We start from the raw sequence: 19,122 nt of genomic DNA, 5'->3' as shown, positions 1-19,122 counted from the left end.
GTGCCATGCGGCGCGCGATCCACGCGCGGCGCCTCGGTGCGGCTCTCGACCCGGTCATCGGACCGGGGACCGGACGGTCGCGCGGGGCGGCGCGTGTCGCCGTCGTCGCGCAGCGGGCGCGGGGTCGCGGCGGCACGGTTTCGCGCATTGTCGCCGAATGAGCGCTTCGGGCGGTCGCCGGACGGCTTCTCGCCATAGCGCGGCGCATCGCCCCGTGGGGCATTGCCACGCGCGCCTTCGCCCCTTGGCGCGTCGTCGGCGCCGCGGTTGCGGTTCGCGGCACCAACGCCGCGCGTCGGCCGATCGGGATCGCGGGGGCCGCGATCCGAGCGTCCGCCGGTGTCGGGCCGGACCGCGGTCGGCTTGCCGAAGCGGGCCGGACGCGGCGCCGCAGCCGTCCGGGCCGACGACGGACGGTCCTCGTCGATCCGACGCGGGCCGTCCTCGCGCATCGGCGTCGGGCGGTCGGCGAATTTGCTGGATCCGAACTTAGCCTTGCTGGCGCGACCGGGCTTGTCGCGCGGCGGCTTCGCCTTGGCCCAACCCTCGGCGCGGATTTTGCGGCCCGGGCTCATCGCCTTGGGCGCTGGCTCGTCCTTGCCGGCATGCGGGCGGGCGCCACGGCTGGCGGTATCGGTGCGGCCATCGGTCTTGCCGGGGCGGCGGCCGGCACGGCGATCGTCGCCGGGACGGCGGGGGGCGCTCACTTCATCTCTCCGAAAATATCGCCCGATACTGCGGGTGCGGAACCGCTTTCTGCCCTAGACGATTGTGGGTCAAGCCGCGAGTCGCGTTCCGCGTTCCATCGGCGATGGAGGATGCGCGCGCATGTTCGGACGCGGAAAACAGGACAAGGTGAACGAGACGCGGCGTATCCTCGTGGTCGAGGACGAGCCGCTGATCGCGTTCGATACCGAGCATCTGCTCTCCGAGGCGGGCTATGAGGTGGTGGCGACCGTCGACAATGCTGCCGAGGCGCTGCGGCTGATCGCGGCGGGCGGGATCGACCTGGTCACCGCCGACGTCAACCTGCGCGGCGAGGGCAGCGGCATCGACATAGCCCGCGCGGCGCGCGAGGCGGGGCTCGCGGTGCTGTTCGTCAGCGGCCAATGCCCGGTCGAGGCGCAGTCGCTCGCGCATGGCTGTCTCGCCAAACCGCATTCGCCGCGGGACCTGCTCGCCGCGATCGCCGCGGTAGCGGTGGTGCGCGCGGGCGGAAAACCGAGCCGCGTGCCGCGCGGGCTGACGCTGTACGGCGGGTAGGCACGCCGCGCACCCCGCCGCCTAAGCAACGGGAAAGGGGGAAGCGGTACGCGGCGTCACGACCGCGCGAAACCGCTTCCCCCATCGCCTCGCCCCGTTAAGGTGCGCGGCGATGATCGACACCTTTCCTTCCCCCGGCTGGCGCGCGCGCCTGCCCGCCAGCGTCCGCCCCTATAGCGAGCAGGCGCCGCTCGCCGCCTTCTTCCTCGGCGTCTCGTCGGGCTTTCCCTATGCGATGATCGGCGCGACGCTGACCACGCGGCTGGCGCAGGACGGCATCGACAAGAAGTCGGTGACCGCGTTCAGCCTCGCCTTCCTGGTCTACAATTTCAAATGGCTGTGGGCGTGGGTGGTCGATGGCGTCCCGCTGCCGCTCTCGGCGAAGCTCGGGCGGCGGGTGACGTGGCTGGTGCTTGCGGGACTGCTGGTGATCGCCGCGGTGCTCAACCTCGCCTTCGTCGACCCCAAAGCGAGCCTTGCCGCGACGGCGTGGGCGGCTGTTCTGCTCGGCGTCGCAGGCGCGACCTTCGACATCGTCATCGACGCCTACCGGATCGAGCTGCTCACCCCCGAACAACTCGGCCCGGGATCGGGGATGAGCCAATATGGCTGGCGGATTGGTGCCACCGTCGCAGGTTCGCTCGCGCTGCTGGTCGCCGCCGGCTATGGCTGGCAGGCGGGCTATGCCGTGTGCGCGTTGCTCGCGCTGCCGGCGATGCTGACCGGGCTGATCGTCGGCGAGCCCGAGCGTCATCGCGATCCGTCGCGGCGCAAGGGCGCGGCCGAACTGTGGGCCTCGATCGCAGGGCCGCTCGCCGACTTCGCGCGGCGCGAGGGCGCGTGGCTCGTGCTCGCCTTCATCCTCGTCCACAAGGTCGGCGACACGCTGTCGCAGCTCACCGTCCGGTTGCTGTTTGCCGACCAGCATTATTCCAACGTCGAGATTGCGATCTACGATGTCGGCTTCGGCTTCTGGGCGTTCCTGATCGGAATCTTCATCGGCGGCTGGCTCTACGCCAAGCTCGGGCTCAAGCGCTCGGTGATGTGGAGCTTGTGGGGGATGACGCTGCCCAATCTCGGTTTCGCCGCGCTCGCGGTCTATGGCCACACCAATTGGGGACTGGCCGCCGCGATGGGGTTCGAGAACATCACCAGCGGGATCGCTGGCGTCACGCTGGTCGCCTATTTCTCGGCGCTGTGCGACCTACGGTTCACGGCCGCGCAATATTCGCTGATCTCGGCGGCGGCGAGCATCGTCGGGCGGTTCGTCACCGGCAAGAGCGCGGGCGCGATGATCGAGGCGCTCGGCTATGTGAATTTTTACATCCTGACCGCGCTGCTCACGCTGCCCGGGGTCGCGATCTTCTGGTGGATGGCACGCAGCGGGCTGGTGGATCGCTCGATCGGCAGCGCGGGGGTAGAGGAGCCCGACGGAACGGTGACCCCCGCGGCGCTGTAGCCGGCCGGTCATCTGGATCGGTCGAACGCCCTGCCCAAATCCGTCGCGCAGGCCTCGGCGCCGGGGTTCCGCTTCTTTCGGCGCTCAGCGCAGCGGGACCCCGTCTTCCCTCCGGAGTCGCGAAGAATTGGCGATGGGCTTAATCCGGGAGCTGCCGGTTCGCCTTGAGCACCTCGCCCGCGAGATACAGCGAGCCCAGCACCAGCACGAAGGGCGGCGCGCTGCGGTCGCCGTGACGGCCGATCCAGCTTAGCGCGTCGGCAACGTCGGTCGCGGGCAGTGCGGTCAGCCCCGCTCGCTTGGCCTGCGCGGCAAGACTGCCAGGCGTATGATGGTCGTGCCCAGGTACCGGAACTGCATGCAGCGTCGCATGGCGTCCAGCGAAGGCGCGTAGCACGCCAGAGGCGTCCTTGTTGGCGAGCAGTCCCATGACGAGATGCAGCGGCTTGCCCGCAGGCACCGCGGCGCGGAGATGGTCGGCGACGGCGCGTGCTGCTGCCGGATTGTGGCCGCCGTCGAGCCACAGTTCGGCGTCGCGCGGAAGCAGGTCGCGCAGGGGGCCGGGTGCGAGCGGCTGCATCCGCGCGGGCCAGTCCGCCCAGCCCATCGCCGCCCGGATCGCCGCGGTCGGTACGCTCAATGCCTGCTGGTGGCGGAGCATCGCGATGGCGAGCGCGGCGTTGACCGCCTGGTGCGCGCCCGCCAGCCGCGGCATCGGCACGTCGATCCGCCCGTCGAGATCGCGATAATGGAGCAGGTTGCGATAGGGTGCGGCATCCCACGACGCGCCGCGCGGATAGAGTTCGGCCCCCGTGCGTGCCGCCACGGTTGCGATCTCGTCGGCGATCCGGGGCGGGTAGCGCTGCGTTATCAGCGGGACGCCAGGCTTGGCGATGCCGGCCTTTTCGACCGCGATGAGTTCAAGCTTGTCGCCGAGGAACGCCTGATGGTCGAGCCCGAGCTGCGCGATGCCGGTGACAGCCGGGGCGGTAATCACGTTGGTGGCATCGAGGCGTCCGCCAAGCCCGACCTCGATCACGCAGGCGTCCGCCGGCACCTCGGCGAAGGCGAGGAAGGCGGCGGCGGTGGTCACCTCGAAGAAGCTCGCGCCGCTTCCCGCAGCGACGTCGATCACGCGCCCCAGATAGGCGCCGAGCGCGGCGTCGTCGATCAGCCGCCCGGCGAGCCGAATGCGTTCGTTGAAACGGACCAGATGCGGGCTGGTGAAGACATGGACCTTGTGCCCCGCCGCCTCGATCGCGGCACGCAGGAAGGCGCAGGTCGAGCCCTTGCCATTGGTGCCCGCGACGTGAAAGACGGGCGGCAGACGGCGTTCGGGGTTTCCGAGCCGATCGAGCAGCGCCTGCACGCGCTCGAGCCCGAGGATGTCGCCGCCCGTGCCAAGCAGCGACAGGCGGTCGAGTTGGGCCTGGACGGCGGCATCGTCCGATCGCGCACCGTCGGGCACGGTATCGGTTCTTATCGTTCCCCGGCGAAAGCCGGGGTCCAGAGCCACGCGCGCAGCGTCTGCGTCCCTGGGCCCCGGCCTTCGCCGGGGAACAGGAGGGGCGGGGTCACGCCGGGATCGCTTCCGGTGTCAGATAGGCGATCAGTTTGGCCAGCGTTTCGCGCAGCTGGTGACGGTGCGTGACCATATCGAGCATGCCGTGATCGAGCAGATATTCGGAGCGCTGGAAGCCCTCGGGCAGCTTCTCGCGGATCGTCTGCTCGATCACGCGCTGGCCTGCGAAACCGATCAGCGCACCCGGCTCGGCGAGCTGGACGTCGCCGAGCATCGCATAGCTGGCGGTGACTCCCCCCGTCGTCGGATCGGTCATCACGACGATATAGGGCAGCCCGGCCTCGTGGAGCATCTGGATCGCGACGGTGGTCTTGGGCATCTGCATGAGGCTCAATATGCCCTCCTGCATCCGTGCGCCGCCGGCCGCTGTGAAGATGATATAGGGCGCCTTCTCCGCGATCGCGGCCTCGACGCCGGCAACGAACGCGGCGCCGACCGCGAGCCCCATCGATCCGCCCATGAACGCGAAATCCTGCACGCCGACGACCGCCTTGCGGCCTTCGATCTCGCCCTTGGCGTTGAGCAGCGCGTCGGTCTCGCCGGTGGTGGTGCGTGCGGTCTTGAGCCGGTCGACATAGCGTTTGGTGTCGCGAAAGCGGAGCGGGTCCTCGCGCACACTGGGCGCGGGAAGGGGGGTGTGGACGCCGCTATCGAAGAGCAGGTCGAAGCGCTTGTCGGCGCCGATCCGCGCATGGAATTGGCATTTTGGGCAGACGCTCTGATTCTCTTCAAACTCCTTGAGGAAGGTCATCGCGCCGCATTGCGGGCATTTATACCAGAGATTTTCCGGCGTCTCCCGCTTGACGATGAACGGGATCGAATTGCGGACCTTGTCGATCCAGCTCATGCTGCCACTCCCATCCGGGCTTCGCGCACCGCCGCTGCGAGGCCCGCGACCAGCGCCCGGCCTGCCTCGGGATCGCCGCCGGCCTTCGCCAGCGCATCAACGATCGCCGATCCGACGACGACACCATCCGCAACGCGCGCGACCGCCGCGGCCTGTTCGGGCGTCCGCACGCCGAAGCCGACCGCCACGGGTAGATCGGTGCCGGCCTTGAGCCGCGCCACGGCCTCTTCGATCGAGCCGGTCGCTGCCTGCTGCATGCCGGTGATCCCGGCAACCGAGACATAATAGAGAAAGCCCGAGGCACCGGCCAGCACCGCGGGCAGCCGGGCAGTATCGGTGGTTGGCGTCGCCAGCCGCACCGGATCGATCCCGGCGGCGCGCAGCGCGGGGCCGAGCGCGGCATCCTCCTCGGCCGGGATGTCGACGCAGATCACGCCGTCGACGCCGGCCTTGGCGGCCGCCTGGGCAAACCATTCCGGGCCGCGCGACAGCATCGGATTGGCATAGCCCATCAGCACCAGCGGTACATCGGGGTGGCGCTGCCGGAATCCGGTGGCGATCGCGAGCACGTCGGCCGTGCGCAGGCCCGCGGCGAGCGCGCGCAGATTGGCTGCCTGGATCGCGGGGCCGTCGGCCATCGGATCGGTGAAGGGCATGCCGAGCTCGATCACGTCCGCGCCGCCCGCGACGATCGCGTCGAGGATCGCGGGGGTATGCGCCGGCGACGGATCGCCCGCGGTGACGAAGGCGACCAGCGCGGCACGGTTTTCAGAGGCGGTCCGCGCGAAGGTGGTGGCGAGGCGGGTCATGCCGAGATCAGTCCCCAAATTCCGTTCGTCCCGAGCGAAGTCGAGGGACAGGCTTCACCTACAGCACCCGTTCGCCCTGAGCGAAGTCCAAGGGCAGCCACCCTCGGCGCGTGGCCTTCGACTGCGCTCAGGCCGAACGGGGTGGGGAGGCCCGCTTCTTCCCAAATACGCCCGCTCATATCTTCGCCCCCAGCGCATCCGCGACGGTGAAGATATCCTTGTCCCCACGCCCCGACAGGTTGAGGATTACGATCTGGTCCGCGCGATATTCATGGACGCGGTGCGCCAGCCCCGCGATCGCGTGCGCGCATTCGAGCGCGGGGATGATACCCTCGGTGCGGCAGCAGAGCTGGAACGCGTCCAGCGCTTCCATGTCGGTGACGCCCTCGTAGCGGACGCGGCCGATCTCGTGGAGCCAGCTGTGCTCGGGCCCGATGCCGGGATAGTCGAGCCCCGCCGAGATCGAATGCGCTTCGCTGATCTGGCCGTCCTCATCTTGTAAGAGATAGGTGCGGTTGCCGTGCAGCACGCCGGGGCGCCCGCCGCTCAGGCTCGCGGCATGTTCGGCGGTGTGCATGCCCTTGCCCGCTGCCTCGATGCCGAGCATCTCGACGCCCTCGTCGTCGAGAAAGGGATGGAACAGCCCGATCGCGTTCGATCCGCCGCCGACCGACGCGACCAGCAGGTCGGGCAGACGCCCTTCCGCCTCGAGAATCTGCGCCTTGGCTTCGGTGCCGATCACCGACTGGAAATCGCGCACCAGCTCGGGATAGGGGTGCGGGCCGGCCGCGGTGCCGATGATGTAGAAGGTGTCGTGGACGTTGGCGACCCAGTCGCGCAGCGCCTCGTTCATCGCATCCTTGAGCGTCTGCGCGCCCGACGTCACCGGGGTCACCTCGGCGCCGAGCAGCTTCATCCGGAACACGTTGGGCTGCTGGCGCTCGACATCCTTGGCGCCCATGAAGATCGTGCAGGGCAGGCCGAAGCGCGCCGCGACCGTCGCGGTGGCGACGCCGTGCTGGCCCGCGCCGGTCTCGGCGATGATCCGCGTCTTGCCCATCCGGATCGCGAGCAGGATCTGACCGATGCAATTGTTGATCTTGTGCGCGCCGGTGTGGTTGAGCTCCTCGCGCTTGAAATAGATCTTCGGGCCCATGCCCGCGGGCGCGGTGGCGCGCAGCGTCTCGGTGAGGCGCTCGGCGTAGTAGAGCGGGCTGGGACGACCGACATAATGCGTCATCAGCCCGGCAAGCTCGGCGGCGAAGGCCGGATCCTGCTTGGCGGCGCGATATTCGGCGTCGAGCGCGAGCACCAGCGGCATCAGCGTCTCGGCGACGTAGCGCCCGCCGAATTCGCCGAAATGACCCTGCGCATCGGGCTGGGAGCGGAGACTGTTGGCTAATGTCATGACGTGGTGGCGTTTAGCACCGTATCCGTTCGTGTCGAGCGAAGTCGAGACATCGTCGCGCGACGCCTGCGCCATGTCCCTCGACTGCGCTCGGGACGAACGGGTTTCACAAATTGCCGATCGTGCCCAGGAAGGCGGCGATTTTGCCGACGTCCTTGATCCCCGGCGCACGCTCGACGCCCGACGAGACGTCGACGATCGGCGCATGCGTGATCGCTGTCGCGTCGGCGACGTTGCTCGCCTCGAGCCCGCCCGACAGCGCCCAGGGCAGCGGATGGACGAAGCCTTCGAGCAGCCGCCAGTCGAAGCGCAGCCCCATCCCGCCTGGCAGCGTGCCCTTGGGCGTCTTGGCGTCGTAGAGGATGCGCTGCACCGCGCCGCGAAAGCCCCGCGCGGCATCGAGATCGGCGCGTGTGCGAACCGGCACCGCTTTCCATATTTCGACGCCGTAGCGCGCGCCAATCGCGGCGGCGCGCTCGGGCGATTCGTCCCCGTGGAGCTGGACGCCCGTCAGCCGCGCGCTGGCGATCGCGTGCGCGAGCAGCGCGTCATCGGGATCGACGAACACGCCGATGCGCCCGACGCTATCGGGGGTCGCCAGCGAGCCGGCGCGCTCGGGCACGACGTCGCGAGGGCTCTTGGCGAAGAACACGAAGCCGACGTGGCTTGCCCCCCCCGTGACGGCGGCAGCGACGGTATCGGGCGTCGAAAGCCCGCAGATCTTGGCGGTGGTCGGCATGGCACGCGATATAGGGTCGCGGGGCGCTCGCGCCCATCGTCTTTTCTGCGTCGACCGAGACTTGGTCCGGGAATTCGATTCTTTGGATATTGAGGATGAAGCGGAATCCTGGATCCAGCCCAGGGGGGCGGTCGGGCGGGGCGCCGCTGTAGCCTACAGCGTCGCCTCGATCGCTCTGGCCGCGATATCGGGATCTTCCGCGCGGGTGATCGGTCGGCCGATGACCAGCACCGAGGCGCCACGGTCGAGCGCCTGGCGCGGAGTCACCACCCGCTTCTGGTCGCCGATCGCGCCGTCGGCGGGGCGTACGCCGGGCACGACGAAGAAGCCGTGCGGCCAGATCTTCCGTGCCGCGGCCACTTCCGCGCCGGAGCAGACCACGCCGTCCAGCCCGGCATCGCGCGCGAGGCCGGTCAGCCGCTCGACTTGGCCGGCGACGTCGCCGCCGACGCCGATCGAGGCGAGGTCTTCGCCGTCGAGCGAGGTCAGCATCGTTACCGCGACAACCTTGGTATTCGGCGAGGCCGCCGCCTTGGCGTCCTCCATCATCGCGCGGCCGCCTGCGGCATGGACGGTCACGATCGCCGGCTCGAGCCCGGCCAGCGCCTGCATCGCACTGCCCACCGTGTTGGGGATGTCGTGGAGCTTGAGGTCGAGGAAGATCGGCAGGCCGAGCGCCGCCATCTCGCGCACGCCGGGCCGGCCGTTGGCGGCGAAGAATTCAAGTCCGAGCTTGAGCCCGCCGACATGGTGGCGGACTTTCTGCGCGATCGCCTTGGCGCGATCGATGTCGGGGGTGTCGAGTGCGACGAAGATGGGCGAGCGAAACATCATGATTGGGCCGGGGGCTCCATGAGGAGGGGATCGGGCGAGACGGGCGCGGGAACGACGCTTTCGTTCAGCCCGCGAATGTCGGCGAGCGCGCGCTCCTGGCTGTCGAGCCGCCGCTTGAGCCGCCAGCGCGCGGCACGGTGCCAGGCGAAGGTCGGCAGGAAGCCGAGCAGGAACGCGCCGAACACCAGCACGGGCAGCTTGGCCTCGAGCCGCAGCCCACCCCACAGCATCACCGTCACCGGCTGCCAATTGTTCATCGCAAAGACCACCGCGATGATCGCGAGCATCACCCAGAAAAGCGTCTTCAGGAACTGCATGGGTGTGAGCTTAGGGGGATGTCGCCCAGGATGCCAGCGTTCGTGATGGGGAACAGTACCGTAACGAGATGGTCCCGACCGTCATTCCGGCGAAAGCGGGAATCCATATATTCCGAGCTCAATGGTCAAGCGCGACGGTTATGGATCCCGAACCAAGTCCGGGACGACGAAGAAGGAAAGGCGGCTGACGTTCATCCGATCTCGCGCGCCAGCGTCTCGAACAATTCCGGTATCCGCGTTAGCCGCCCGCGTTCCTCCGCGAGGATCGCGCGAAATAGGTCGCGCTTGAGTCCGGCGATCGCTCCTGCTTGCAGGCTGCTCCCCGCGGGCAGCGTCGAGGCGACGATGTCGATCAGGCGGTCGGCGCCGTGGAGGCGGCCCCACAGATAGTCGTTCTCGCGGTAGGCGCGGCTGAAGAAGGCGCCGAAACTGTTAAATTGTATGCCCTTGAGCGTCGCGTCGGCGCCGCCGCCGCGGATCGCGCGCGCATCCTCGGGGGCGATGCGGTCGACCTTGACCGGATCGAACTCGTCGACGCCCTCGCCCTGCAACAGCGGCAGCATCGCGATATCGTAAAAGGGGAAGCCGAGGTAGGCGAGCAGCATCTGTCGCCGTTCGGCCTTGGGTAGCGCGGTAAAGGCGGCGGCGAGCCGCGCGTCGGCGAGCGCATCGAGCGCCGCGAGATCGCGCAGCCGTGCGACCGCATCGAGGGCGGGGGCGACCGCGTCGGGCGCCATGCGCGCGGCGGCACAGGTCGGCGCGTCGTAGAAAGCGTCGGCCTGGCGCGCGAGATAGGGCGCGAGCGCCTCGAACAGCCCGTCGCGCATCGTCTGCGCGGCGTCGCGCGCGACCTCGCCGGTCTGCTCCATCTCCTCGATGCGGCGGCCGAGGAAGCGCAGTCGGCGCACCCGGAACCGCAGGTCGTGGCGACGGAAGAACAGCACGGCGGCATCCGATGCCCCCGAGGCGCTGAGCGCATGCGGCTCGCGCAGACCCTGCGCGTCAATATAATCGGAGATGGCGCGGCGATAGGCGTCGAGCGGCGGCCGCTTGCCCGGCCCCGCGATGGCGTGGAGCAGCGTCGCCAGTTCCTCGGCGATCGTCGCGAGCTTGAGATGACCATAGGAGGCGTAGGCATAGCCCGCGCCCTTGGTCGCCCGCTCATGCGCCTTGCCGCGCCAGCCGAGCAGACGGGCGGCATTGGGGGAGGTCAGGAAGAAGGTCGAGCCCAGCGCGTCGGTGATCGCCGCCTCGACCTCGGGGCGGATGGCGTCGGTGATCGCGCGCATCCGGCTGATCCGCGCCGAGCGCGCCTCGATCGCCTCAAGATTGTCGCGGATCGGCTGTTCGCGCGGAATGTCGGACATCGCGCCGAAGATCGTCTGGAAGAAGCCGGGCAGCGCCGCGTCGCGCCCGCCACCCAATCGCACGCTCTTCCGGCCGGGATGCGGGTCGATATAGACGAAGCGCCGGTCGATCTCGCGCCGGGCCGGGCGATTGCGCAGCGCCTCGACCGCGGGCCGGAAGGGCGCGTTGGCGAGCACCGATCCGTCAATCAGCACGGTGCGCTCGGCCGCGCCGGCGGCTGCCTGGCGGGGTAGGGCGCGGGCCAGGAAGGCGTCGCGGGTCGGCCAGTCGCGCGCGCGGTCGGCAAGCACGGCATCGAGCTCGCCGACCGAGAAGGGCGGGAAGGCGCCCGGAAAGCTCGCGGTCGCGCGCGCCGCGAAGGCGAGCTCGGCGGGGTCTGCCAATATGCGGTCTTGGCCGTCCTCGCAGCGCCCGCGATCGGTGAAGGCGAGGGTGAGGCGATGCTCGGTCTCGACCACCTCGGCGGGCGAGTTGAGCCGCAGCCGCTCGGGATGACCGTCGAAATCGGTGACCGTGACGAACAGGTCGAGCGGTTGTCCCTCGGGCAGCAAAGGCGGGCCGGCGGGGATCGCCGCCATCGCGTCGAGCGCGTCGAGGATCAAGTGGCAGAAGCCCGCACCGCCGAAGGGCGGCTCGAACCAGCGCCCGCGCACGAACGCGCCGAGCTTGGCCTTCACTTCCGCGCGCGCGCTCGGCTCGACGGTCTCTTCGAGCCCGACTTCTCGGCCCGCCGCCGCCCAGGCGATGGGGATCGCCCACATCTTGGTGAGCTTCGAGCCGGGTCGCGCCGCCGGATCGACCAGTTCCTCGACATCGGCCTTGTCGAGCCACAGCGCGGTCAGCGGATCGAGCGACTGGCCGCGCGCGATCGCCTGCGCGAGGAAGATGCCGTTGAGCCCGCCTGCGCTGGCGCCCGCGACGATGTCGACGAGCACGCGCAGCTCGAGATCGGCCTGCTCGCCGATCGTCTCGAGCAGCCTGCGATAGACCGCCTCGCTCGCCGAGCCCGCCGCTTCGCCCGCCGCAAACGCGCGGCTGGCGCGGGCAAGGTGCCAAATCTCCTTGGTGATGCCGTGCATGTACACAGCGAGGCTGATCCCGCCGTAGCAGACCAGCGCCAGCCTCAATTCCTTCTCGCGCATCGGGGAGCTGGTGGCATGGCGGAGAAGCGGGGGCAAGAGCACACGCTCGGGCCATCATCGCCATCACGAACCAGCGATAAATAACAACGGCTTGCCGCGGAGCGATCGCGACAGCGGCGCGTTGGCGGCTCACTCAACAGGAGAGAATGCCATGACCAAATTCACGCTGTTCGGCGCCCTTGCGCTTGCGACCACGGTCGCGCTTCCCGCAATCGCGCAGATGCCCGCGCCGACCCCGGCCGAGTTCGTGATGAAGGCCGGCGCGAGCGACAAGTTCGAGATCAGCGAAGCCAAGCTGATGATGAATTCGAAGAATGCGGATATCCGCAGCTTCGCAACCAAGATGATCAGCGACCACACCAAGAGCACCAACATGGTCAAGACGGCCGCGATGAAGGATGGCCTGACGCCCAAGCCGCCGATGCTCGACTCGATGCAGCAGAGCAATCTGGCGCAGCTCACCGCCGCCAAGGGCACCGCGCGCGACGCGCTCTATGTCTCGCAGCAGAAGCCCGCGCACCAGGACGCGCTGATGCTGATGCAGACCTATTCGTCGGCCGGCAGCGCGATGCATCTTAAGGCTGCCGCGACGCAGATCACGCCGGTGGTGCAGATGCATCTCGACATGCTCAACAAGATGCCGATGGCGATGTAAGCATCGGGACGCCGCGCCCCGCATTGTCGGCAGGCGCGGCGTCCGCTATGTTCCCGCTTCGTTCGAGGCGGGAGCATCATGGCCAAAGTGACCAAGCGGTTTGTCTGCCAAGCGTGCGGCGGGGTGTCGTCGCGCTGGCAGGGCCAGTGCGCCGACTGTGCGGAATGGAATACGTTGGTCGAGGAGACGCCCGTCCTCGCCACGCCCTTTGCGGCCAAGCATGATCTTCGCCGCGGCGGGCGGACACTCGAACTGGTCGGGCTTGATGCCGACGTGGTGCTGCCGCCGCGCGTCGCCACCGGCATTGCGGAACTCGACCGTACGCTGGGTGGCGGGCTGGTGCCCGGCTCGGCGACGCTGATCGCGGGCGATCCCGGCATCGGCAAATCGACCCTCCTCATCCAGACCGCGGCGATGCTCGCGACCGCAGGGCTGCCCGTCGCCTATATCTCTGGCGAGGAGGCGGCCGATCAGGTGCGGTTGCGCGCGCGCCGGCTGGGGCTGGGCAACGCGCCGGTCAAGCTAGGGGCCGCCACCTCGGTGCGCGACATCCTAGCGACCCTCGATGCCGGGCGGCCGCCGGCGCTGCTGGTGATCGATTCGATCCAGACGATGCATTCGGATGCGATCGAGGGCGCGCCTGGGACGGTGAGCCAGGTCCGCGCCTCGGCGCAGGAGTTGATCCGCTACGCCAAGGAGACCGGCTGCGCGTTGATCCTCGTCGGCCACGTCACCAAGGACGGGGCGATCGCGGGCCCGCGCGTGCTCGAGCATATGGTCGACACCGTGCTCAGTTTCGAGGGCGAGCGCAGCCACCAATATCGCATCCTGCGCGCGATCAAGAATCGCTTCGGCGGCACCGACGAGATCGGCGTGTTCGCGATGGAGGAGAAGGGGCTGGGCGAAGTCGCCAATCCCTCGTCGCTGTTCCTGACCCAGCGCGACGAGGGCGTCGCGGGGGCGGTGGTCTTTCCGGCGCTGGAGGGCACGCGGCCACTGCTCGTCGAGATCCAGGCGTTGACGGTTCGGCTGGCGTCGGGGGCGACGCCCAGGCGTGCGGTGGTCGGTTGGGATTCGGGGCGGCTGGCGATGATCCTTGCCGTGCTCGAGGCACGTTGCGGGCTGAGCTTTTCGTCGGCCGAGGTCTATCTCAACGTCGCGGGCGGCTATCGCATCACCGATCCCGCCGCCGATCTCGCGGTCGCCGCGGCGCTGGTGTCGGCGCTCGCCGAACGGCCTGTGCCCGCCAATGCGGTCGCATTCGGCGAGGTCGCGCTGTCGGGCGAATTGCGACCGGTGGCGCATGCCGCGATCCGGATGAAGGAAAGCGCCAAGCTCGGCTTCGAGCGTGCGCTGGTCCCGAGTGCGGGGGTGATCGAATCGGCATCGATCACGCCAAGCCGCTTCCGGACGCTCGGCCGGCTGGTCGATCACGTGCTTGGGCGGGGATAGGTCGCCTGACGGCGCGAACCCCGGACTTGACCCGGGATCCGCGCCGTTTGCACCCGGCTACCGCAAGCCCGCGTCACCTCGGCTCAAGACCGGGGTGACGCGTAGCGCTGCGGTTCGTAACGCTTATTGCGGCGTTGTCGCCGGGGTCGTCGTCACGGTCGTGTTGGTTGTCGACCCGGCTGGTACGCGGACCACGCGCGCCTTGTGCGCCGTCGTGTGCGTCGTCACCGTCGTGGTGGTCGGGGCCGGCGTCGCGCGCGCGGCGGCAGCCTGCTCGGCGGCGGCCGATGCCGCTTGCGAAGCGGCATCGGCACGCTGGCTCGCATCATTGGCCGCCTGCGTCGCGGCGTCGGCGCGCTGATTGGCCGAGTCGACCGCGGCCTGGGCGGCGGCGCCGGTCTGCGCGGCGTTGTTCTGCGCGGCGTGGAGCTGCTCGGCATGCGACTTCTGCGCCTGGCCAATAGCCGTGTCCGCAAGCTCTGAGGCCTGTGTAGCGGCGTCGAACGCGTCTTCCTTGTGGCCGCTCTTAAGATCTTCCTGCGCACGCGCCAGCGCGGCGTCGGCACGGGCGGTGAGGCCTGGCGTGTTCATGCTCGCGCCGACCTTGTCGGCGGCATCGACCTTGGCCTTCGCCTGGTCGATCGCCGAACGCGCACGCTCCGCCTTGCCGGCGATCGCCGGAACCGCGCCCATCATCAAAAGAGCAGAGGCGGCGACGCCACCCGAGAGCAAAGATAAACGGGGCATGAACGACCACTCCTATAGTTTCTGGATGTGGCCCGTCTAACGGCTATCCATCGCGCTTGTTCCTGCATCGGTAGGTCATCCCGCCGGGATCTTCGGTCCTGCGCGGCGCGACTGGCGCGGGTGCAGCGAGATTTATCGTTAATTCGTCGGGGCCGCGCAATATGGATTGAGCCCGAAACGGCGAACGGTGCCGGTCGGTCTTGCGGTCGACCGTTTCGTTGACCCGACGCGGGACAGTCCCTACCTCGGCGCAGCCATGCATTCGCTGACCCTGCTCGACATCCTCGTCATCCTGTTCGTCGGCGGCGGCGCGCTGCTCGGGGTGATGCGTGGTTTCGTCACCGAGGTGCTGTCGCTGTTCGCCTGGGTCGCAGCGCTGATCGCGCTCAAACTTTTCTATGCGCCTGCCACGCTGATCATCGGCACCTGGCTGCACACCAAGGCGGGCGCCTCGCTGCTCGCCTTCGCGCTGGTCTTCGCGATCGTCTTCTTCACCGGGCGGATGGTCGCGGAGCGGATCGGGCGGCGGACGCGGACCTCGATCCTTGGCCCGATCGACCGCACATTGGGGCTCGGCTTCGGCGCGGTTAAAGGGCTGATCGGGGTGACGTTGCTGTTCATGCTGGGCAATCTCGTCTTCGACCTCGGCTATGGCGGTCGCACGCCGCGCCCCGATTGGGTGCGCGAGGCGCGGAGCATTTCGCTGCTTCAGGCGAGCCGCCAGGCGATCGACGATTTCGTTGCGAAACGTCGTGCGGAACACCCCGCGGATGCGGAGAACCTGACGACCTCGACACCTTAGGGCGGCTGTTTCCCCGTTTTTGTCTTCGTCATTCCGGACTTGATCCGGAATTCACGGACGCGGCGCCCAAAGGTCAAGCGCCGCGTCTATGGAGTCCCGCCTGCGCGAGAATGACGGTATCAAAGAGGCGCGCCGCCGCCCTCGACGCGCTGGGCATCCCAGCCTATCTATCGCCGATGTCCGCCGCGCTCTACAATTCGACTATCCTGCGGCTCGCCGCGTCGATCCCGCACGACGTGCGCCTGCCCGCCGCGCAGGCGACCGCGGAGAAGCGCTCGCCGATCTGCGGGAGCCGCGTCACCGTCGACGTCGCGCTCGACGCCGAGGGGCGGGTCGCGGCACTCGGCCAGGAGGTCCGTGCCTGCGCGCTCGGCCAGGCGTCGGCCGCGCTGATGGGCGCGCATGCGATCGGGCGGAGCGCTGACGAACTCGACACCGCCCGCGACGCACTGACCGCCTATCTGAGCGGCGAACGCGACGATCCCGGCGACTGGCCGGGTCTCGACATCTTCCTGCCGGCGCGGGCCTACAGCGCTCGCCATCCCTCGATCCGTCTCGCCTTCGAGGCGGTGGCCGATGCGGCGCGCGATGCCGGCCGGCGTCGAGAGGCGGCTGCCTGACATGGCCACGCCGACCGACAATCTGCTCCGCGACGGAGTGATCATGCTCGGGGCGGCGGTTCCTGCCGTGCTGCTCTTCCGTCGCTTCGGCCTGGGTGCCGTGCTCGGCTATCTGCTCGCCGGCGTGCTGGTCGGGCCGCAGATGCTCGATCTGGTCGGCGACGCCGAAGGCAAGATGGGGATCGCCGAGATCGGCATCACGCTGCTGCTGTTCCTGGTCGGGCTCGAGCTCAACCCACGCCGGCTGTGGGATTTGCGGAAGGAGATTTTCGGGCTCGGTCTCGCCCAAGTCTTGTTTGCCGGCTTCGCGATCACCGGCGTGGTCTTCGCCTTCACCGGGTTCAGCGCGGCCGCGGCGCTCGCGCTGGGGCTCCCGCTGGCGCTGTCGTCAACCGCGCAGGTGCTACCGCTGCTGCGCTCGCAGAACCGGCTACACAGCGCGTTCGGCGAGCGCGCCTTCTCGATCCTGCTGTTCCAGGACCTGTCGATCGTGCCGCTGATCACGGTGATCGCGGCGCTGTCGCGGACGCCGGCAGCAGCAGGCACGCCGCCCGGCTGGTTGATGGGCCTTTATACGGTCGGCGCTATCGTCGCGCTGGTGCTCGCAGGGCGCTATGTCCTGACGCCCGCGCTCCGGCTGATCGGCAATCTCGGCGAGCGCGAGATGTTCGTCGCCGCCGGGCTGTTCACCGTATTGGCGGCCTCGGCGCTGATGGAGATGCTGCATCTCTCGACCGCGCTCGGCGCCTTCGTCGCGGGGGTGATGCTCGCCGATTCGCCCTATCGCCATGAGCTCGAGGCCGACGTCGAGCCGTTCCGCTCGATCCTGCTCGGGCTGTTCTTCCTGACCGTCGGTATGCTGCTCGACCTGAGCGCGATTGCGACGCGGCCGCTGTTCGTGATCGGCCTGGCGGTGGCGCTGATCGTGGTCAAGACGCTGGTGCTCTATGTCATCGGCCGGCTGGCGAAGATGGAGCATCGCTCCGCGATCGCGCTCGGCCTGCTGCTTAGTCAGGGCGGCGAATTCGGCTTCGTGCTGTTCGGCCAGGCACAGGCGGGGCAGCTGATCGCGCCGCAGGCCGCGAGCCTGTTCTCCGCGGTGGTGACGCTGTCGATGGCGACGACGCCTTTTTTGATGTCGCTGGCGCGGCGCTTCGGCGGGGAGGAGGCGGGCGCCAAGCTGCGCGGTCTGGCTGGCCCCGAGGAGGCGGCGCAGGCGGGCGCGATCGTCGTCGGCTATGGTCGCTTCGGACAGACGGTCACGCAGATGCTGCTGTCGCACGGCCTGTCGCTGACCATCGTCGACCTCGACACCGAGATCATCGACATCAGCGACTCCATGGAAATGAAGGTCTATTATGGCGACGGCACGCGGATCGACCTGCTGCGCCAGGCGGGGGCCGACGAGGCCAAGCTGATCTGTTTCTGCATCGACGGCGATGGACCCGAGGCGAGCGTGCTCGAGGCCGTCAAGGAGGCATTCCCGCATCTCAAGCTGTTCGTCCGGCTGTTCGATCGCCGGCATGCGCTCGCGCTCAAGGACGTCGAACTTGCGGGCATGGTGCGCGAGGTGTTCGAGAGCGCGATCTGCATGGGGCGGCAGGTGCTCGACACGATCGGCGTCGAGGGTGAGGAGGTCGATCGCATCGAGGGCGACTATCGCGAGCGGGACAGCCGTCGATTGCACGTCCAGGGCCGCGACGGCATCCGCGCCGCGATCGGCTTGATGTATCGGCCCGGCCATGACGCCGACAGCCTCGATGCGGCCGAGACGTGAGGGATCGGCCGATACCATTCTCGTCGCCATCCCGAGCTTGGTCCGGAATCTGTGGACGCGGCGCGCGATGGTCGGGCGCGGCGTCTTTGGTGTCGCGCCTAGGCGGGACTGACGGGGAGGGGTTGTGACGACGACCGTCCCCCGATCCAGCCTAGCCGTCTTCGCCGCGCTTTCCGGCGCGCTGGCCGTCGCCGCGGGGGCGTTCGGCGCGCATGGCGCGAGCGGCCAGCATGCCGAGTGGCTCAAGACGGGCGCACATTATCAGATCGTCCATGCGCTGGCCGCGCTGGTCGCGATCGGCCGGCCGCGCGGCGGCGTTGCGGGCTGGTGCTTCCTTGGCGGCGGCGCGGTGTTCGCGGGCACGCTGTACGCGATGGCGCTCGGCGCGCCGCTGTGGCTTGGCGCGGTCACGCCGCTGGGAGGGCTGGCGCTGATCGCCGGGTGGGTGGTGCTGGCAGTCGGCGCGTTACGGTAGGCGCCGCACATCCTCCTCCGCAGGGAGGATGGGGTGGCTCAGCCCTCCGCCTTCCCCTTCGCCCGGCACGCGTCCGAACAGTATCGGACATTCTCCCAGTCGCGCGCCCATTTCTTGCGCCAGGCGAACGGACGGCCGCAGCTGGCGCAGTCCTTGCTCGGCAGGTCGCGCTTGGCGACGCCGTTGGGCATCAGCGTTCGCCGTCGAGGAAGGTCGCGACCGCGGCGAGATCGACGTCCTTCGCCACGAACGTCTCGCCGATGCCGCGCGCGAGCAGGAAGGGCAGTCGGCCGCCCGCCATCTTCTTGTCGTGGAGCATGTGCGCAACCAGCGTCGCGCCGTCCGCGTCGACGCCTGCTGCCGCCAGCGTGCCGGGCAACCCCACCTCCTCGAGATGACGCGTCACCCGCGTCGCGTCCTCGACCGAGCACAATCCCTGCGCGGCCGAAAAGCGGAAGGCGAGCGCCATCCCGCAGGCGACCCCCTCGCCGTGGAGCAGCCGGTCCGAAAAGCCGGTCTCGGCCTCGAGCGCATGGCCGAACGTGTGGCCGAGATTGAGCAGCGCGCGACGCCCCGTCGTCTCGCGCTCGTCCTCGGCGACGATCCGTGCCTTCGAAGCGACGCTGGTCGCGATCGCCGGCGCACGCACTGAAGGATCGCCCGCGATCAGCTTGGCGCCGTTGCCCTCGCACCAGGCGAAGAAGGCGGGATCGTCGATCAGCCCATATTTGGCGACCTCGGCATAGCCGGCTGCGAGTTCGCGTCGCGGCAGCGTGTCGAGCGTGTCGGGGTCTTGGATAAAGCCGTTCTTCGAAAGTTTTTGCAC

The 19,122-nt window shown here is 69.0% G+C and carries 18 protein-coding genes and 2 pseudogenes (1 of these 20 running past the window's edge); 8 read left to right on the top strand and 12 right to left on the bottom strand.

Translation table 11 applies throughout. The annotated features are described in order from the left end of the window. A pseudogene (locus tag Q0326_RS01795) lies at window positions 1-707 on the bottom strand (hypothetical protein); the annotation flags it as partial. Window positions 708-828: 121 nt separating this feature from the next. On the opposite strand from Q0326_RS01795, the gene Q0326_RS01790 reads away from it, so the two are divergent. Continuing rightward, entirely contained in the window at window positions 829-1,263 is a 435-nt protein-coding gene (locus Q0326_RS01790; protein ID WP_298686444.1) for a response regulator, read from the top strand. Between the two features lie 112 nt (window positions 1,264-1,375). After that, window positions 1,376-2,722 (top strand): MFS transporter, encoded by a 1,347-nt coding sequence (locus Q0326_RS01785; RefSeq protein ID WP_298686442.1) that lies wholly within the window; start codon window positions 1,376-1,378, stop codon window positions 2,720-2,722. Between the two features lie 139 nt (window positions 2,723-2,861). Here Q0326_RS01785 and Q0326_RS01780 read toward each other — a convergent pair whose 3' ends face one another. The 8 genes from Q0326_RS01780 to Q0326_RS01745 form a co-directional block, all read right to left on the bottom strand. Further along, window positions 2,862-4,190 carry a folylpolyglutamate synthase/dihydrofolate synthase family protein gene (locus Q0326_RS01780; protein ID WP_298686440.1) on the bottom strand — a complete coding sequence of 443 codons (1,329 nt, stop codon included), beginning with the start codon at window positions 4,188-4,190 and terminating at the stop codon, window positions 2,862-2,864. A 106-nt stretch (window positions 4,191-4,296) separates the two neighbouring features. Next, window positions 4,297-5,151 (bottom strand): acetyl-CoA carboxylase, carboxyltransferase subunit beta, encoded by an 855-nt coding sequence (gene accD, locus Q0326_RS01775; protein WP_298686438.1) that lies wholly within the window; start codon window positions 5,149-5,151, stop codon window positions 4,297-4,299. Then, complete coding sequence (gene trpA, locus Q0326_RS01770) at window positions 5,148-5,960, bottom strand: tryptophan synthase subunit alpha (protein WP_298686436.1); 813 nt, start codon at window positions 5,958-5,960, stop codon at window positions 5,148-5,150. The genes accD and trpA overlap by 4 nt, the downstream gene beginning before the upstream one ends. A gap of 175 nt (window positions 5,961-6,135) precedes the next feature. Then, window positions 6,136-7,368, bottom strand: a complete 1,233-nt coding sequence (gene trpB, locus Q0326_RS01765; protein WP_298686434.1) for a tryptophan synthase subunit beta — start codon at window positions 7,366-7,368, stop codon at window positions 6,136-6,138. Between the two features lie 106 nt (window positions 7,369-7,474). After that, a complete protein-coding gene (locus tag Q0326_RS01760; RefSeq protein WP_298686432.1) occupies window positions 7,475-8,107 on the bottom strand; it encodes a phosphoribosylanthranilate isomerase in 633 nt (210 codons plus the stop codon). Between the two features lie 153 nt (window positions 8,108-8,260). Then, complete coding sequence (gene pyrF / locus Q0326_RS01755; RefSeq protein WP_298686451.1) at window positions 8,261-8,938, bottom strand: orotidine-5'-phosphate decarboxylase; 678 nt, start codon at window positions 8,936-8,938, stop codon at window positions 8,261-8,263. After that, the gene (locus Q0326_RS01750; protein WP_298686429.1) at window positions 8,938-9,258 is read right to left on the bottom strand and encodes a LapA family protein; all 321 of its coding nucleotides are present in this window, start codon (window positions 9,256-9,258) and stop codon (window positions 8,938-8,940) included. The genes pyrF and Q0326_RS01750 overlap by 1 nt, the downstream gene beginning before the upstream one ends. 191 nt (window positions 9,259-9,449) lie before the next feature. After that, window positions 9,450-11,768: a patatin-like protein gene (locus tag Q0326_RS01745; RefSeq protein WP_298686427.1), complete on the bottom strand. Its 2,319-nt coding sequence runs from the start codon at window positions 11,766-11,768 to the stop codon at window positions 9,450-9,452. Window positions 11,769-11,919: 151 nt separating this feature from the next. Here Q0326_RS01745 and Q0326_RS01740 point away from each other — a divergent pair, with 151 nt between their 5' ends. Both Q0326_RS01740 and radA read left to right on the top strand, forming a co-directional pair. Beyond that, window positions 11,920-12,423, top strand: a complete 504-nt coding sequence (locus Q0326_RS01740; RefSeq protein WP_298686425.1) for a DUF4142 domain-containing protein — start codon at window positions 11,920-11,922, stop codon at window positions 12,421-12,423. Between the two features lie 78 nt (window positions 12,424-12,501). Further along, window positions 12,502-13,875: a DNA repair protein RadA gene (radA, locus tag Q0326_RS01735; RefSeq protein ID WP_298686423.1), complete on the top strand. Its 1,374-nt coding sequence runs from the start codon at window positions 12,502-12,504 to the stop codon at window positions 13,873-13,875. A gap of 123 nt (window positions 13,876-13,998) precedes the next feature. Here the strand turns inward: radA and Q0326_RS01730 are convergent, their stop codons facing one another. Further along, the gene (locus Q0326_RS01730) at window positions 13,999-14,622 is read right to left on the bottom strand and encodes a hypothetical protein (protein ID WP_298686421.1); all 624 of its coding nucleotides are present in this window, start codon (window positions 14,620-14,622) and stop codon (window positions 13,999-14,001) included. Window positions 14,623-14,887: 265 nt separating this feature from the next. Between Q0326_RS01730 and Q0326_RS01725 the strand changes: the two genes are divergently transcribed. The 4 genes from Q0326_RS01725 to Q0326_RS01710 all read left to right on the top strand — a co-directional run bounded on the left by Q0326_RS01725 (window position 14,888) and on the right by Q0326_RS01710 (window position 18,296). Next, window positions 14,888-15,424, top strand: coding sequence for a CvpA family protein (locus tag Q0326_RS01725; RefSeq protein ID WP_298686448.1), 537 nt, complete (start codon window positions 14,888-14,890; stop codon window positions 15,422-15,424). A 176-nt stretch (window positions 15,425-15,600) separates the two neighbouring features. After that, on the top strand, window positions 15,601-16,044 hold the full coding sequence (locus Q0326_RS01720) for an iron-sulfur cluster assembly scaffold protein (protein WP_298686419.1): 444 nt from the start codon (window positions 15,601-15,603) through the stop codon (window positions 16,042-16,044). A gap of 1 nt (window position 16,045) precedes the next feature. Beyond that, the gene (locus Q0326_RS01715) at window positions 16,046-17,821 is read left to right on the top strand and encodes a cation:proton antiporter (protein WP_298686417.1); all 1,776 of its coding nucleotides are present in this window, start codon (window positions 16,046-16,048) and stop codon (window positions 17,819-17,821) included. A 124-nt stretch (window positions 17,822-17,945) separates the two neighbouring features. Beyond that, a complete protein-coding gene (locus Q0326_RS01710; protein ID WP_298686415.1) occupies window positions 17,946-18,296 on the top strand; it encodes a DUF423 domain-containing protein in 351 nt (116 codons plus the stop codon). A 38-nt stretch (window positions 18,297-18,334) separates the two neighbouring features. Here the strand turns inward: Q0326_RS01710 and Q0326_RS01705 are convergent, their stop codons facing one another. Together Q0326_RS01705 and Q0326_RS01700 are read right to left on the bottom strand one after the other, a co-directional pair. Beyond that, a complete protein-coding gene (locus tag Q0326_RS01705; RefSeq protein ID WP_298686413.1) occupies window positions 18,335-18,487 on the bottom strand; it encodes a DUF2256 domain-containing protein in 153 nt (50 codons plus the stop codon). Then, window positions 18,487-19,122, bottom strand: a pseudogene (locus Q0326_RS01700) (3-dehydroquinate synthase family protein); it runs 526 nt beyond the window's last position. The gene Q0326_RS01705 and the pseudogene Q0326_RS01700 overlap by 1 nt, the downstream one beginning before the upstream one ends.

It is taken from the genome of uncultured Sphingomonas sp. (assembly GCF_937859915.1).
Classification (GTDB): Bacteria; Pseudomonadota; Alphaproteobacteria; order Sphingomonadales; family Sphingomonadaceae; genus Solisphingomonas.
The sequence above is the reverse complement of the archived record's forward strand: the minus strand, read 5'-3'. Positions and strand labels throughout refer to the sequence as shown.

Coding starts and splice junctions, on each gene's coding strand:
- trpA (WP_298686436.1), bottom strand. CDS start 5,960: ATGACCCGCCTCGCCACCACCTTCGCGCGGACCGCCTCTGAAAACCGT.
- trpB (WP_298686434.1), bottom strand. CDS start 7,368: ATGACATTAGCCAACAGTCTCCGCTCCCAGCCCGATGCGCAGGGTCAT.
- Q0326_RS01785 (WP_298686442.1), top strand. CDS start 1,376: ATGATCGACACCTTTCCTTCCCCCGGCTGGCGCGCGCGCCTGCCCGCC.
- accD (WP_298686438.1), bottom strand. CDS start 5,151: ATGAGCTGGATCGACAAGGTCCGCAATTCGATCCCGTTCATCGTCAAG.
- Q0326_RS01760 (WP_298686432.1), bottom strand. CDS start 8,107: ATGCCGACCACCGCCAAGATCTGCGGGCTTTCGACGCCCGATACCGTC.
- Q0326_RS01715 (WP_298686417.1), top strand. CDS start 16,046: ATGGCCACGCCGACCGACAATCTGCTCCGCGACGGAGTGATCATGCTC.
- pyrF (WP_298686451.1), bottom strand. CDS start 8,938: ATGTTTCGCTCGCCCATCTTCGTCGCACTCGACACCCCCGACATCGAT.
- Q0326_RS01720 (WP_298686419.1), top strand. CDS start 15,601: ATGTCCGCCGCGCTCTACAATTCGACTATCCTGCGGCTCGCCGCGTCG.
- Q0326_RS01790 (WP_298686444.1), top strand. CDS start 829: ATGTTCGGACGCGGAAAACAGGACAAGGTGAACGAGACGCGGCGTATC.
- Q0326_RS01740 (WP_298686425.1), top strand. CDS start 11,920: ATGACCAAATTCACGCTGTTCGGCGCCCTTGCGCTTGCGACCACGGTC.
- Q0326_RS01730 (WP_298686421.1), bottom strand. CDS start 14,622: ATGCCCCGTTTATCTTTGCTCTCGGGTGGCGTCGCCGCCTCTGCTCTT.
- Q0326_RS01705 (WP_298686413.1), bottom strand. CDS start 18,487: ATGCCCAACGGCGTCGCCAAGCGCGACCTGCCGAGCAAGGACTGCGCC.
- Q0326_RS01750 (WP_298686429.1), bottom strand. CDS start 9,258: ATGCAGTTCCTGAAGACGCTTTTCTGGGTGATGCTCGCGATCATCGCG.
- Q0326_RS01745 (WP_298686427.1), bottom strand. CDS start 11,768: ATGCGCGAGAAGGAATTGAGGCTGGCGCTGGTCTGCTACGGCGGGATC.
- radA (WP_298686423.1), top strand. CDS start 12,502: ATGGCCAAAGTGACCAAGCGGTTTGTCTGCCAAGCGTGCGGCGGGGTG.